The organism is Desulfotignum phosphitoxidans DSM 13687 (assembly GCF_000350545.1).
GTDB lineage: Bacteria > Desulfobacterota > Desulfobacteria > Desulfobacterales > Desulfobacteraceae > Desulfotignum > Desulfotignum phosphitoxidans.
The window spans coordinates 78652-94183 of sequence record NZ_APJX01000001.1 but is presented as its reverse complement, the minus strand read 5'-3'; the positions used below and the strand labels follow the sequence as shown (position 1 = coordinate 94183).

General features: G+C 53.2%; 13 protein-coding genes. 3 read left to right on the top strand and 10 right to left on the bottom strand.

What is annotated here, in order from left to right; genetic code table 11:
- Window positions 1-45: 45 nt before the first annotated feature.
- The 3 genes from DPO_RS00390 to DPO_RS25935 all read left to right on the top strand — a co-directional run bounded on the left by DPO_RS00390 (window position 46) and on the right by DPO_RS25935 (window position 3821).
- Window positions 46-3207, top strand: coding sequence for an aminotransferase class III-fold pyridoxal phosphate-dependent enzyme (locus DPO_RS00390; protein ID WP_040011447.1), 3162 nt, complete (start codon window positions 46-48; stop codon window positions 3205-3207).
- Window positions 3208-3282: 75 nt separating this feature from the next.
- A complete protein-coding gene (locus DPO_RS00385; protein WP_006963530.1) occupies window positions 3283-3525 on the top strand; it encodes a ribbon-helix-helix domain-containing protein in 243 nt (80 codons plus the stop codon).
- A gap of 71 nt (window positions 3526-3596) precedes the next feature.
- Window positions 3597-3821 carry a type II toxin-antitoxin system PemK/MazF family toxin gene (locus DPO_RS25935; protein WP_236609867.1) on the top strand — a complete coding sequence of 75 codons (225 nt, stop codon included), beginning with the start codon at window positions 3597-3599 and terminating at the stop codon, window positions 3819-3821.
- 120 nt (window positions 3822-3941) lie between these two features.
- Here the strand turns inward: DPO_RS25935 and DPO_RS00375 are convergent, their stop codons facing one another.
- From DPO_RS00375 to DPO_RS00330, 10 genes are all read right to left on the bottom strand, one after another.
- The gene (locus DPO_RS00375) at window positions 3942-4649 is read right to left on the bottom strand and encodes an alpha/beta fold hydrolase (protein ID WP_006963529.1); all 708 of its coding nucleotides are present in this window, start codon (window positions 4647-4649) and stop codon (window positions 3942-3944) included.
- 41 nt (window positions 4650-4690) lie between these two features.
- Complete coding sequence (locus tag DPO_RS00370; RefSeq protein WP_006963528.1) at window positions 4691-5950, bottom strand: thiolase family protein; 1260 nt, start codon at window positions 5948-5950, stop codon at window positions 4691-4693.
- A 94-nt stretch (window positions 5951-6044) separates the two neighbouring features.
- Window positions 6045-7514, bottom strand: a complete 1470-nt coding sequence (locus DPO_RS00365; protein WP_006963527.1) for a 4-hydroxyphenylacetate 3-hydroxylase family protein — start codon at window positions 7512-7514, stop codon at window positions 6045-6047.
- 19 nt (window positions 7515-7533) lie between these two features.
- Window positions 7534-8520 (bottom strand): NADPH:quinone oxidoreductase family protein, encoded by a 987-nt coding sequence (locus DPO_RS00360; RefSeq protein ID WP_040011446.1) that lies wholly within the window; start codon window positions 8518-8520, stop codon window positions 7534-7536.
- A 63-nt stretch (window positions 8521-8583) separates the two neighbouring features.
- A complete protein-coding gene (locus DPO_RS00355; RefSeq protein WP_006963524.1) occupies window positions 8584-9762 on the bottom strand; it encodes a M20 metallopeptidase family protein in 1179 nt (392 codons plus the stop codon).
- 152 nt (window positions 9763-9914) lie between these two features.
- Window positions 9915-10970, bottom strand: a complete 1056-nt coding sequence (gene dctP / locus DPO_RS00350; protein ID WP_006963522.1) for a TRAP transporter substrate-binding protein DctP — start codon at window positions 10968-10970, stop codon at window positions 9915-9917.
- A gap of 90 nt (window positions 10971-11060) precedes the next feature.
- Window positions 11061-12722 (bottom strand): class I adenylate-forming enzyme family protein, encoded by a 1662-nt coding sequence (locus DPO_RS00345; RefSeq protein ID WP_006963520.1) that lies wholly within the window; start codon window positions 12720-12722, stop codon window positions 11061-11063.
- A 20-nt stretch (window positions 12723-12742) separates the two neighbouring features.
- On the bottom strand, window positions 12743-13510 hold the full coding sequence (locus DPO_RS00340) for an SDR family NAD(P)-dependent oxidoreductase (protein WP_040011372.1): 768 nt from the start codon (window positions 13508-13510) through the stop codon (window positions 12743-12745).
- A 110-nt stretch (window positions 13511-13620) separates the two neighbouring features.
- The gene (locus DPO_RS00335; protein WP_006963516.1) at window positions 13621-14931 is read right to left on the bottom strand and encodes a TRAP transporter large permease; all 1311 of its coding nucleotides are present in this window, start codon (window positions 14929-14931) and stop codon (window positions 13621-13623) included.
- On the bottom strand, window positions 14921-15427 hold the full coding sequence (locus DPO_RS00330; protein WP_006963514.1) for a TRAP transporter small permease subunit: 507 nt from the start codon (window positions 15425-15427) through the stop codon (window positions 14921-14923). Before DPO_RS00330 ends, DPO_RS00335 begins: the two co-directional genes overlap by 11 nt.
- Between the last annotated feature and the right edge of the window lie 105 nt (window positions 15428-15532).

The following is a 15532-nucleotide window of genomic DNA, read 5'->3' as shown; positions in this document are numbered from 1 at the left end:
ATGGGGGCGGCAATGACCATTTACAAAACAGACAGGAAAGGACATATGGAACATAAATATTTATCCATTCGCATCACGACCGCCCAGGCTGAACAGATCGCCGGGCAGCTGTATCAGGTGTCTGGCGATATCATGCCTTTGCCCGGAGAGCTGGATTTCAACTTCAAAATCACGGGCAATGGGCAAAGTTACATACTCAAGATCAGCCGGCCGGAGGTGTCTCCCGCCTATATCGAATTTCAGCAGGCCCTGCTGGGTCATGTGAATGAATCCAGGGAGCCTGTGGTGTGCCCGGAAACGGTTCCAGCCAGGGACGGAAAATCCGTCACCCGGATCGTGGATGATGCCGGAACCCCCCGGCTGGTCCGGCTGTTGTCCTGGATCGACGGCCGGCTGTGGTCAGACGTCAACCCTATCACCGACCGGCTTCTGGAGAGCCTGGGCCGTCAGGCGGGACAGGTGACAAAAGCCTTGCAGGGGTTTGACCATGACCTGGCCCATAGGGACCTGGTGTGGGATCTGGCACAGGCCGACTGGACCCGGGATCATCAAAACCTGTTTTCCGGAGAACAGCGGGAGATCATCGATTTTTTTCTTCACCGGTTTATACAGATTCAGCCTGATTACCATGATCTGCGCAAAAGCGTGGTGCACAACGATGCCAACGACAACAACGTGGTGGTGACCGAAGACCGGGTCCATCCGGAAGTCACGGCCATTATCGATTACGGTGATGCGGTGTACACCCAGACCGTCAATGACCTGGCCGTGACCGTGGCTTACGCGGTCATGGGCAAACCGGAACCGCTGGCCGCAGCCCTATGCGTGGTCAAAGGGTATCACATGACGTTTCCCCTGGAGGCAAAGGAGCTGGCCCTGCTGCATACCCTGGTGGCTGTGCGCCTGGTGATCAGTGTCACGAAATCCGCCCTCAACCGGGTCAAAGAGCCGGAAAACACCTATCTGCTGATCAGTGAAAAACCGGCCTGGGATCTGTTGACACAGTGGCGGGCCGTGGATGAAGCGTTGGCCCATTACAGTTTCAGGCAGGCATGCGGCATGATGCCTCATCCCGGAGAATCCGGTTTTGTGAATTGGGCCGGCAGATGTGATACACAGTTTTCAGATCTGCTGGGAAATGGAAGCGCGGATTCAGGTGCCGCACCAGTGCCGGTTTCCGTGGATCTGAGTGTGGGAAGCCCATGGCTGGGGCATGCAAAAGATTATACAGATCCGGCCCGGCTGGCCTTTGAGCTGGGCCGTCTTTCCCGGCAGCAGAAGGGGGCGGTGCCGGCGGGAGGTTACCTGGAGTGCCGGACCGGACCGTTTCTGAAAATCTATGAGGCCGGCATGGAATTAGATGGGGCAATCCAGGCTGAGGGTAACACCGGACCTGTTTACCGCACCCTGCATCTGGGCATGGATGTGTGGGCCAAACAGGGCACACCGGTCTATGCTCTGTTTGACGGCCGGGTGGTGCAGGCCCGGATGGAAGTCAATGAGTCCCCTGCAACGGAAACTGAAAAAGAAACAGAAGCAGTCGCAGAAGGAGAAAAGGGAACTGAAACGACCACTGAAATCGGCGTTCCGGCCGGCAGTGCCGCGCTGATTCTGGCACACCGAACCCCCGGCGGCATGCAGTTCTATACGCTTTATGGCGGGTTGGACCCGGAATGCCTGAACCGGCTGGAAAAGGGCCGGACCGTTGAAAAAGGGGAGCTGCTCGGGGGGGTGGCCCGTCGGACCGCAACGGGAAACAGGGTGCCGCATCTGCATTTCCAGGTGATGCTGGACCGGCCGGCACAGGGATGTGGGTTTCCACGGGTAATGTTTTTAGACCAGAGGGAGGTGTGGAAAAGCATCAGTCCGGACCCGAACCTGTTTTTCAAAGACCCGGTCCTGGAGCGGAATTCGGGGCCGGACACCGGCAAGGTCCTGTCTTTCCGCAGGCGGCACCTGGGCAAAAGCCTGAGCCTGTCCTATGAGACACCTCTGAAAATCGTGCGGGGCAGCGGCGCATTCCTGGTGGATGAGACCGGCAGGCCGTTTCTGGATACCGTGAATAACGTGGCCCATGTGGGTCATGAACACCCCCGGGTGGTGAAAGCCGGTCAGGCCCAGATGGCGGTGCTCAATACCAACACCCGGTACCTGCATGACAGCATCAACCGGTTTGCCGAAGCCCTGCTGGGCACGTTTCCGGATGAGCTGTCCGTGGTGCATTTCGTGAATTCCGGCAGCGAGGCCAACGAGCTGGCCCTGCGCATGGCACGGGCGGCCACCGGACACCGGGACATGATTGCCGTGGAAGTGGGGTATCACGGCAACACCGGGGCGTGTATCGATATCAGCTCCTACAAGTTTGACGGCAAAGGGGGGAAGGGGGCCCCGGCCCATACCCATATCGTGCCGCTGCCCGATGCGTTCCGGGGCCTGTACCGGGGAAGGGACACCGGTGAAAAATATGCTGCCCATATCCGGGAACAGATCCAGCAAGTTCACGCTGCCGGGAGAGGTGTGGCCGGGTTCATCTGCGAGAGCATCATCAGCTGCGGAGGGCAGATCGAGCTGCCGGACGGATATTTGAAAACCGCGTATGAGGCGGTGCGAAAAGCCGGAGGCGTCTGCATCGCCGATGAGGTGCAGGTGGGATGCGGCCGGGTGGGGCATGCGTTCTGGGCGTTTGAGCTGCATGGGGTGGTGCCGGACATCGTTACCATCGGCAAACCCATCGGCAACGGGCACCCCCTGGCAGCCGTGGTGTGTACCCGGAAAGTGGCGGAAGCGTTTGCCAACGGCATGGAGTATTTCAACACCTTTGGCGGGAATCCGGTGTCCTGCGCCATCGGTCGGGAGGTGCTGCAGGTGATCGCGGATGAAGGCCTTCAGGAAAACGCCCTCGCTACCGGAGAGTACCTGAAAGAGGAATTGCGGAACTTGCGGACATCATTTCCCATCATCGGGGATGTGCGGGGCCAGGGGCTGTTTCTGGGGTTTGAACTGGTGGATGACCACCGCCGGCCCTTGGGCGGTCAGGCGGAGTATCTGGCCAACCGCATGCGGGATCTGGGCATTCTCATGAGCACGGACGGCCGGGACCACAATGTGCTGAAAATCAAGCCGCCGGCGGTGTTTTCCAGAACCAATGCGGATGAGCTGCTGTTCCGGCTGGAAACCGTCCTCGGCGAGGATGCCATGGCAGTTTGAGATGGATTTGATGCCAGAAAAAGGCCCTTGAAAATCGTCATGGTATGATATAATATCATACTGGAGGTGATTGAAATGGCAGCTTCAAAAATAGCGATTACCATGGATGATAACATGCTCAAACAATTGGATATGCTTGTGAAATCCAATCGTTTTCCCAACCGCAGCAAAGCGATTCAGGAAGCGGAGGCTGAAAAATTGATGCGCATGGAAAAAAGCTGCCTTGCCCGGGAATGTTCGAAACTGGACCCGGAATTCGAACAGTCCATGGCAGAGGAAGGCATCTCATCGGAGCTGGAAGAATGGCCCGAATACTGAGGGGTGACATTCTATGGGCGGATTTGAATCCGGTCATCGGCAGTTAACAGGGCGGATTACGCCCGGTTCTTGTGTTAAGCCACAATGTGTTCAACGAGAGATCCGGAACCGTCATTGCCGTGGCCATCACCAGTCAGCCCCAGCGGGCGGGTTTCCCTCTGACTTTGGAGTTGGCCGGTACCGGACTGCCTAAAAAATCCTGGGTAAAGATCAGTCAGATCCGAATTCTTTCAGTCCGGCGGATCGGCAGGAAAATAGCCAGCGCTTCTGATGAAAAACTGCATCCGAATTATTGACGGTTTGAATGAAATCACATTTTTGAAAGGTTCAATTTGTAATTCCAATCAGAAAATTTTTATTTTTTTCCTATCCTGAATTCTTGCATTTTCTTGTCAGAAACTTTTCCCTAATTTGGTTTATGATTGGGGCGCCAGCCATTCTTGCAGTATCTGGGTGACCTTGTCGGGCTTTTCTATGGTGCTCATATGACCGCAACCGGGTAGAATGACTTTCTTAGCACCATGGATATACGCGGTCATTTCTTCCGAACACGCAACCGGAGTAATCTGATCATTTTCACCGCAAACCACTATAGCTGGGCAGGCTATTTTAGGCAGGTGCGGCAATTGGTCGAGTCTGTGAATGATAGCGTGTTGCTGCCGAACAAAGACTTTTGGACCGACACGGTGAGCCATAGAGACGATCTTGTGCTTTAACACTTTATCATCCCGTCGACTCGAATCCACCAGTAAGGGCCATAGCAACTCTACGACATCATTGAATTTGTCTTGCCGAGACAGGGCCATAAGGTTGTTGCGCCGTTCCGTCTGTTTTCTCGATTCGGCTCGAGCAGAAGTGTCCAACAGTGCCAAGCGGTCAACTCTTTCACTGTATTTGCGGTAAATTTCCAGGGCGATGTATCCTCCCATGGACAGGCCCGCCAAGGCAAAGCGGGGGGGTGCGGCGGCAACAATTGACTCGGCAATTTGTCCAATGCTGTCATAGTGCATATGCCTATCGGTAATCAGGCCGATCGAGATGTGATCAAGTGCTGATATTTGATATTCCCACAAAGCTTCATCACAGAGAAGTCCGGGGACCAGTACCAGGGGGATTTTTTTCATGCCCATGCCTTTGTGAATCTATAATAGTATAGCATTGTCTTTTATACTTCTTGGATCATCTCGATTGCGCATGCCATGGAAACACCACCACCTCCACATAGGGTTGCCAAACCGACTCTCTTGTTTCTGGCAGAAAGGGCATGCAGCAACGTCACTATTAAACGTGCCCCGGTCGAGCCGATAGGATGGCCCAATCCAATTCCGGAGCCATTGACATTGGTTATGTCCCTGTCAAGATCAAGTTCTCGTTCGCAGCCGATATACTGGGCTGCAAATGCCTCATTAACCTCAACCAGGTCAAAATCGGGCATGCGCAAACCGCTGGAGGCCATCAATTGTTTCACTGCCGGAACAGGAGATAATCCCATGACTGAGGGATGGCAGCCGCCCCGACCGGTAGCAATGATACGCGCCAGAGGGTTAACCTGAAAGCGTTTGGCGGCTTCAGCTGACATAATGACAAGTGCTGCTGAACCATCATTGATGCCGCTCGAATTGCCGGCGGTAACCTTACCGGTGTCAGGGATAAATGCAGGAGGAAGTTTTTGCAGATCCGCCATGGTCAGCCCGGGACGGAAATGTTCGTCCCGGTCGAACATCATTGTGGGTTCCCGACGTCTGGGAATCTCAACCGGAACGATTTCCTTTGTAAAATCACCCGCGGTGCTGGCACGTTCCGCATTATTGTTACTGCGGAGTGCCACTGTATCCATTTCCTCCCTGGTGATGTTTAAATGCTGGGCAACAAACTCAGCCGTATGCCCCATGATATAGGGTTTGCCCTTGAAATGGCACAGGGGTGGCAGATCCGCATTTACCGGACCGTCTTCGGGGTGGGGGATGATATGTGAACCGCAATGCAGCGAACGGATGAGGGCATCCACAAACAGCTTGTCCTGAAGGCGGCATCCCCAGCGTGCCGCCGGCACCTGGTAGGCCACACCGCTCATATGTTCCACGCCGCCAGCCAGGATGATATCGGCCATACCAGCCTGAATCATCGCCATACCCGAAAGTACCGCCTCCATTCCGGATATACAGACCCGGTTTACAGTTACGGCCGGAACAGCATCTGGAATACCGGCTAAAAGAGCACCGACGCGGGTTACATTGAGGGCATCGGCCGGTTCAAGACAGCATCCGAACCGGATATCATCAATCTCGGCCGGATCAATGGCGGCACGTGAGACTGCCGCTTTCATGGTGATGCTGGCCAGAGTGGCAGCGTGCACATCTTTTAGATTTCCACCGAAAGTGCCGATGGGGGTTCTACAGGCGGAAGCTATGACAACTTCTTTCATTTTTAATACCTTTCACTATTCGACTACGCGCCAGCTTCTTGCGGAATCATTGCAGAAACAAAGCGCAACCGAATTTTCGTTTCTCACATTTTTTTTAAGAAGCCTCCTGTTTGGGCTTTACAGATGGAATGCCTGCCAGGGCCTTGGCCAGAGAGACTTTCTTGGTCAGATCTCCCTCACGGAATATCATGATTCGCTGTGCCTGCGGGGAGCCGGCCCCGTGCATGGATTCCACCAGGGCGGTACCGCCTGTCATGGCTTCAATGAGCCGCCCTATTTTGATACGTTCTTCAACCGGAATATCAGCCACTCCGGTGAAGTATTTTTTTACCAGATGGCCAACTTCATCACTTTTCAGATCATGTTCACTGGGCAAGGTAGCAATGAATCCACCGGCCAAGTCAACTGCCAGCCGGGCCACCTCAAAATGAAACCGGGTAACGTTCTGCTTGCAGACATTGGCCAGCATGGTGTCCACCATATAGGCACCGGATTCGGTAGGCACCCCTTCCGCCGAACAGGCAATCGATGAGCTGTACAGTGTCTCGCTCAGATGGATCATTTCGGTCACTTTGTCCCGCACGTGGGACCCTTTGGCAGCCCCTTGGATCTGGCACAGGTAGCTGACCGCGCCTGTGAGCACATCCATCAGGCCTGTCTTGCAGGCGCCGTAGTTGGACCGGTGATGTGCGGCAAAGCGGTACACAATGCTGGCGGTGAATTCCGTCTCACCGTCAAGGAATACGCGTTCGTTGGGAATAAATACATCATCAAAGATGATCATGGCTTCGCCGCCGACGGAGCCAAAGCGAGGCTTGCCCACATCGATGGTCTCCAGTTTGTCTCTTCTGTCATCTCCTGCCTGCCTGCCGAACACCATGATAATACCAGGGGCATCCACAGGGATGGCTCCAACGAATGCATAGTCTTTGGATTTTTCGTCCATCGCCATGGTGGGCATGATCAGGATCTCATGCGAGTTCACAGCTCCTGTCATGTGCAGCTTCGCCCCCCGAACCACAATACCGTCGTTGCGACGTTCCACCACCCGGACAAATTGGTCCGGATCCGGCTGTTCACTGGGATTTTTCGAACGGTCACCTTTAGGATCCGTCATGGCACCGACCACCATGAGGTTCTCATCCTGGATGTATGTCAACCACTGTTTAAACCGCTCCAGATAATCGGTGCCCAGTTTCTCGTCCACCTCATAGACAACGGAATAGACGGCATTTATCCCGTCGAAACCCACACAGCGCTGGAAGCAGGTGCCGGTCTTCTGGCCCAGAATACGCAATAGCTTGACTTTTTTTAAGAGGTCCTCTACATTCTGGTGAACATGGGTGAATCGACTGATTTTCCGGCCCGTCAGGTGGGAGGTAGCCGTGGCTAAATCATGGTGCTCAGCTTGTGAAGCCAGCGCATAGGTCATGGCTGCGGCCCGAACGTGTGGCGCCGTGGCCGGATGCAGGGTAACGTCTTTGATCTTTTCGCCCTTGTAGTAGATGACAGGGTTTATAGATTGTAGGCTGGACATGTAGTCCGAGCTGGTCTTGATCTTCATTGGTACTCCTTTGGGTTTGTTATGAATTGGCGGGCGGACCTTTTAAAACGACCTTGCCGAAACTCTGCCTGCCGGCAAGGGCTGCCAGAGCCTCGGGCAAATCCTCAAATGCAAATTGGTGAAAGATGACCGGTTTGATCTTACCGGTACGCCATAAGTGATTCAACTGTGCTTGGGTCTGGCGAATGCGCTGGGGAGCATATTGTCTGTAGTTCCCCCAGAAAAGACCGATCACGTCCATATTTTTCAACAGGATCCGATTCAAGGCAATGGATGGAATTTGGCCGGAGGCGTAACCGATCGTAATAATGCGGCCTTCGAAGGCGGTGCACTTGGTGCTCTCTTCAAAGACATCCCCTCCAACCGGATCAAAGATGACATCGGCCCCCCGGCCATCGGTGATTTCCCGGATGGATTGGCAAAAATTGGTTTTGCGGTAGTTGATCGCCAGTTCCGCACCGGCCCGGCGGCAGGTATCCAGTTTTTTATCGCTTCCAGCCGTGGCGGCAACCCTTGCGCCAAGCGCGCGACCGACTTGAATCGCTGCGGTGCCTACCCCGCCGGCACCGGCATGGACCAGAAGCCACTCGTCTGCCTTAAGCATGGCCCTGTGTGCCAATGCCACATGGGCCGTCTGGTAAATCAATTGGAAGGCTGCAGCTTCTTCATAGGACATGCCCCCGGGGATGAAAAAGGTAGTCTTGGATCCAGCAGCCATATACTCGGCGCAGGCCGCGTTTCCGATTGTCATCACCTTGTCACCAATAGCAAACGGTGATTCCGGCCCGCTTTCCACAACCCGCCCAGCAGCTTCGATTCCGGGGATGAATGGCAGCGGTCCTTTCTCTTGATATTTCCCGGCAATGGCCAGGATATCCAGAAAATTCAATCCAACGGCCTCCACCCTGATCAGGGCCGAGTTGGAGGTTGCATCAGGCAATCCAAAGGATGCCAGATTCAGCACCTCCTCGAATTTTCCATATTGCGGTATTTGCCAGGCTAACATCATTTTTTGTTTGATTGATATCCTTTTTTCATTAAATTAGGTTTTAATGCAAGAAGTTACAGGTTATATGTTCAGCTTTTTTCCCAGCAACCTGATCGCTGCCCGGCAGTATATTTCAACGCCGGTGAGAAGGACCTTCTCGTCAAAGTCGAACAGGGAATTGTGAAGTGGAGCACCCCCCTCGCTCCCGACACCGAGAAAAAAGAAACAGCCTTTGGAGCGATCCAGAAAATAGGACATATCTTCTCCCCCCATGGAGGGCTCGGGCACAACCACATTTTCAACGCCGACGACACATCCGGCGACCTCTTTGACCTCTTTGGCCATCCAAGGATTATTTGTTGTTACCGGATAACCCGACTGGTAATTGAGTTCATACGTTGCACCCATAGCCTGACAGATGCCCTTAACGACCCTGTCGATACGATCGGCCCACGTCTTCCATATCTCAGGATCAAAGGTTCGTGTGGTTCCGCTCAGGTAAGCCGCCTGTGGAATAATATTGAAGGCTGTCCCTGCCTTGAACTCACCCACGGTTACTACGGTGGGATGCTGTGGATTCATATGTCGGCTGACAATACGCTGGAGCGCATTCACGATTTGGGCGGCGACGTCTATGGCATCCACGCAAAGATGGGGCATTGCACCGTGACCCCCTTTCCCTTTTATGGTAAGATCGAATCGGTCCATAGCCGCCATCAAAGGCCCCGCCTTGATCCCGACCAGTCCTTTGGCGATCCCCGGCCAGAGGTGGCACCCCAGGGAATAATCAACCTTCGGAGATTCCATGACCCCTTCTGCGATCATGGGTTCGGCCCCGCCCGGACCTTCTTCCGCCGGTTGAAACAAAAATTTGATAGATCCTGACAGTTCCGGTTTCAGTTTGGCCAGGACCATTGCAGCCCCCAAAACCATAGCCATGTGACCATCATGCCCGCAGGCATGCATGGCATCTTCATGGGTGGATGTAAAGGGTAGTCCAGTCTCTTCGGTTATCGGCAGTGCATCGAGTTCACTTCTCAGCAGCAGGGTTTTTCCGGTTTTTTGATATGTCCGCGTGCCGACCACGCCGAACCGGGCGATTCCGGTTTGCACTTCCAGGCCCAGTCGCGCGAGACAATCTGTTATGTATTGGGATGTTTTTGCTTCGGTATAGGCAGGCTCGGGTATTTGGTGTAAATCATGGCGGAATGTAAAAATCTGTTCAGCGGATTCCTGGACCAGCGACCGGATCTTATCCATAGAATACCTCCTGTATGGCTGAGAATATGGCTGTCATTGTCTCACACATTTTGGTTTGAATATGCCAAAGCATATGTCATCAGAATAGGTTTGTTCATGCATTCTTGTAAAACCTGCCGACCCGTCATGTAACAGGTCGGCAGGGGGAGGTTCTATATACGCCCCGCCATTTTCATCAATTTTTTGAGCAAATCACCTGCGGGAGCACTGTATTTCGGGTCCTTCTTTGCATATTCATCCAGCACTTCGATGGAGAATTTGCGCAGCTGGGCTACCGTGTCTTCATCCAGAGTCGACATGTCCCCCATTTTCTTGTTGTTCCATAAATTAATATCGATGATATCATTATATCCGGTCCATTTGAGGAAGTCGATTCCCGCAGAACGGGTGCATGCTTCCAGAATAGCCTGGAAATCAGCTGGCAGTTCATCCCATTTTTTCTGATTCATAATAATTTCGCCGTTGTTGATCTCGGCAAGGTTGGGCCTTACAATATATTTGCTCACTTCCTGCAGCTTCATATCCCAACCCGCTGAAATGGTTCCCCAGTGCGCTCCATCACAGACCCCGGTCTGCATGGCCTGATACAACTCGGCACCCGGGAAAAAAACCGGTGTGGCACCGGCTTTCTGGAAAACTTGGGCTGCAATACCGGTGCTGCGGACCTTAAAACCATTGAAATCGGCCAAAGTTCGGAGCGGTTTTCTGGAGAAAAGACCTATGCCGGCCATAGGCAGAGGACCCACGAAACGAACGCCATTGTCAGCATAGGCCTGGCGGAAGATGTCGATGGCACCCATATCATAGAAATAGGCGTACATTTCTGCGGCATTCTCCCAAGAAAAGAGCTGGCCGTTGATATACGCAGCCACTGGGATCTTTCCCATCCAATATGTTGGCCAGATCATGGAAATTTCAAACAGGCCCCGTCCCAAAGCCTCAAAAACGTCCTTGGTGGGCACGATGGCTCCCGGGGGCAGCGGGGTAATATCCAACTCTCCATCGGTTGCGGCCCTGACGCGGTCACAGAATCTGACATAAACATCGTTGTAATACCCCACGCCGGTTGGCCAGTGGGTTTGCATACGCCAGCGAAACTTTGTTTTGGATTTTGCACTGGCCACCTTAGGGAAGACGGTCGTTGCACCGGCTGCTGCTGCAGCCACTCCGGCCTTGATCACGTTTCTTCTACTGATCTTCTCTGTCATCTTCTCTTTCCTCCTTTTAAGGTTATTGGTTACCTCATTCGAACAAATCGTTATCACTTATGCCGCCATTCTTCCAGATCTCGTTCCATTTCAAAGGTTCCGCAATTCACGACGTAGTATCTTGCCGGTCATGGTCTTAGGTATAACGTCCATAATCTCGACCTCTCGGGGATATTTATACGCAGCCAGCCGTTCCTTGCAAAATGTGATCAATTCATCGGGCGTTATTTGTGCGTAGTCCTCGGTCAGGGAGACAAAGGCTTTGACTGTCTCCCCGCGATAGCTATCCGGGATACCGACAACAGCGGCTTCCTTGACCCCCGGATGCTGGTAGAGCGCATCTTCCACATCCCGGGGCCAGACTTTGAACCCCGACACGTTAATGAGATCCTTTTTGCGGTCCACGATATAGCACCATCCCTTTTCATCTATTTTTGCCACGTCCCCGGTATAAAAACGGCCGTCTTGTATGGCTTTTTCGCTTTCTTCAGGTTTTTTCCAGTAGCCTTTGACCATATTGGGTCCCCGCAAAACCAACTCGCCCTCTTCACCGGGCGCTACAAAGGTCTCGGGTTGGTCCACGTCTGCCACCCAGGCTTCCACACCGGGAATGATCAGACCCACTGAAAGGGCTCCGGAATCCTCATCCACCGGGCCGTCCATCCCAAGAGGCGTAATGGTAGCCGGGGATGTACTTTCGGTCAGCCCGTAGACGTTGTATATGGTCAGCCCCATTGCATCCTGAAATTTTTTGACTGTGCCGGGAGAAACCGGTGCGCCACCACTGTAAGCTTTCACAAAATGGGAGATGTCAAACGATTCGAGCTCAGGGTGCTCGAGCAATGCGATATAGACCGTTATGGAAGCCACAGTGAAGGTAACCCGGTACCTTTCAATGAGCCGTAGGGCATCATTTGCGTCAAATCGGTTGAAAAGAACCATGGGAATGCCCAGGTGAAAAGCGATGGCTTGATGGGCCACAATTCCGGTTACATGAAACAAGGGTGCAACCGCCAGGATAGCATCTGACGCATCCAGCCGGGCAGCGGACGTATATACGTAACAATTGTGGTCAATGTTCGCATGGGAGATCATGGCACCCTTAGGCGGCCCGGTAGTGCCCGATGTGTACACCAGATAAGCCAGATTAGCAGGCCCGATTTGAACAGCCTCCAAGGACCGGCCGGTGTTCTTGTCAATCAGGGTCATAAAATCCTGTGTTTCGCTTTGTGACGTTTTGCGGCAATTCTTCAACTGGCCGGGTATTTCGGTTTCGGCGCGCAATAAATCTAAAGGGGAAGTGGTAATAACCGGACGTTCGCCGGCCGCTTCTTTTACCGTCTTTTCAAACAGAGCCTCTTCACAGATGACCAGTTTCGCACCGCTGTCTTCCAGAAGATGTATCAGGTCTTTTGTCGTGTACATGGGGTTGACCGGTAAAACAATGCCCCCCCGCAGCCACACCGCCAAGGATGCAATAACGGACTGGGGAATATTTTGGAGAACGAACATGACCCGGTCTCCTGCCCCGATACCTTTGTCCGCCAGCGCGGCCGCCAGCGCTAAAGACATGCTTTCCACTTCTGCATAGCTGTAGGCACTGTTAAAGTATTGAATGCAGACGTTCTTCGGAGCGCTGGCGGCTGATCGCTGGAACTTTGCCAGAACGGTCTCTGCCTTTTCCGGAAAAATCGGTGCAAACCAGTCCGGATACGTCTTTTCCCATGGCTTGTTGTCATAATGCACAGTCATACAGATCTCCTTTTATCATCCTATCCGATGGTCCAGCCGCCATCTATGGCAATGCTCTGACCGGTAATGAAATTCGAGGCGGCACTGGCCAGGAAAATGACGATTCCCTCCATTTCCTCCAGCTTCCCCCACCGCCCCATTGGGGTGCGCTGGTTGATGAAGTTCAATCGCTCCTTGTCCTTTTTGATTTCCAGCACCATTTCGGTTTCAAAATAGGTGGGGGCGATGGCGTTGACTTGAACGCCCTTCTTGGCCCACTCCAGGGCCATGATCTTGGTCATCTGCCGGACCCCGCCCTTGGCCGATGCATAGGCGAGCTGGTTGGGCAGGGCGATCATGCTGAGAATCGAACTCATGTTGATGACCTTCCCTCCGCCATGTTCGATCATCTGGGGTACGACCGCCCGGGTCACCAGGTAGTAGCCTTTCAGGTTGGTGTCTATCACCCGGTCCCATTCCTCTTCCGGGAACTCGAGCACCGGTACCCGGTAATTGGTCCCGGCGTTGTTTATCAGGATGTCGATTTGTCTGAAATGCTCCAAAATGGCGGAGACCCCTTCTTGCACAGTTTTACCGCTGGTAACTTCCAGGACGAACCCGGCGGTGTTGCTCCCCATTTTTTTCAACCGTTCCACCACCCGGTCAATATCCGCCCTATTCCGGCCGCAGACTGCTACGTCTGCTCCGGCTTTGGCCAATGCCACGGCAGCGACTTCCCCGAGGCCCTTGGAACTTCCGGTAACCATGGCAACTTTGCCTGTCAGATCAAACATTTTCAAATTCATCATGTTCTCCCTTCGTTGTTTTACTCCGGCAATCAAATTTTATGTTTTGACAACACCCCACCAACCTTTTCAGACAATTACTCTGCGATAAAAGACCGCATGCAATGCCTGCCTTAACCGGGCACCATGATATGGGGCAACCAGAGAATGATCGATGGAAAGATCATCATCAGAAGCAGGGCCATTACCATTATAGTGATAAATGGGACCACGCTTTTGAAAATGGTCACCATATCAGTAGCCGGGCTGAGGGATTTTAGATAGAACAGATTGTATCCAAAAGGAGGCGTGATGTACCCTATGCACAGGGCAATGTTGAAAATTACCCCATACCATATGGGGTCGAATCCCAGGTTCTGCACCACCGGATAAAAAATCGGTAGGCACAACAGGATAATGCCCATCGGATCGAGAAACATCCCCAATACGAGAACCGTTAATTGGAGAGTAATAATCATGGCCAGGGGACTTACGTCGAGCCCCATCAGCGTGCTTTGGACGAAATAAATCCCGCCTCCCCCACTGTAGATTGAAACAAACCCTGCAGCCCCGAACATAATCCAGAGAATCATCCCGGTTATGCTGGCCGTCTGGTAGGAAACTTCTTTGATAAATTGCAGGTTGCACTCACCTCGAATGATTACGCAGATCAAAACCGCCACGGCACCCACTGACGACGCCTCGGTGGGCGTGGCGATGCCAAAGAACAATGATCCGAGAATTGAGAGAATGATCAATATCGGCAGGGTCACCGATTTAAGTGCTCGGGCCTTTTCGGCCAGCGTTGCGGTCTCCTCCATGGCCGGACATAAACCTGGTTGCAGATATGCCCTAGCGAGAATGTAAAGAATAAAGGCCGCCACGATCAGAGTACCGGCCACCAAGCCGCCAGCAAAAAGTTTCCCGATCGACTGGCCGGTCATCATGCCGATCACGATCAATGTAATGCTAGGTGGAATAAGAATCCCCATGGTGCCGGCTGATCCGATGGAACCGAAAATTATGCCTTCATCATACTTGCGCTTACGCATGGGGGGGATGGCCACTAAGCCGGTGGTAACTGTCGAGGCCGAGCAGTTGCCGGTCATGGCCGACAAGGCTGCCGCGAAACCACAGGTGCCCACAGCCAGTCCTCCGCGCAGGCGGCCGGACCAGAGGTAAAACGCTTCGTACATATCCGTGGCGATAGTTGATTTAGACAGAGCAACCCCGATGAACACAAAAAGGGGGACCGCTGCCAGCAGGAGCATCCACATATAATTGAATACCCCGGTCACGATGGGCATGAGCCCTGCAGGGCCCCACATGATCAGGGCGGTAATGGTCCCGATAGCACCCAACGCGAAGGCCAGAGATACTCCCAGCATGATGCTGATAATAAGCGATCCGAACATTCCGATTGTCAACAGCAATTCAGGACTCATATTTCACCCCTTTCACAAGTTCAAAAACAGAAACAAATAACCGATTGAGTCCCTGGAGAGTAATCAATATAGCTCCAACGAACAGAAAAAATTTCACGGGATAGACCGGATGGGCCAGAACCATTTCGTCCGCTTCCCGGATCTCATATGAACTCAAAAAAAACATCCAGCCTTCTTTAATGAGAACAAATGACCAGATCAGGAGCAATGCATAGTTGATCAGGTCCAGAAATGCCCGGACCCTCAGTGAGAACCGCCAGTAGATGATATCCACCCGGACATGCCCGTGCTTGAACAGCGTGTAGGCGCCGACCAGGACAAAATAGCTGCCGAAAATGCGCTGGGAGTATCCATGCGCCCAAACTGTCGGTGCTCCGAAAAAGTACCGGGCCACGACCTCGAACGCAAGAACGAAAATACCAAAGAACACCAGAAATGAGCATATCCGGCCGGACCAGTCGCTAATGCTGTCGATTACCCTCAAGAGTTGTTTCATGCACTTTGCCTCTCGATCTTTTTGTTTGTTTTCGGTTTGTTTACGGTCATGCTCGATAGAGAGAGCCCTGACCCAGGGCCCATCAATGCCGCTGGATCCTTGTCC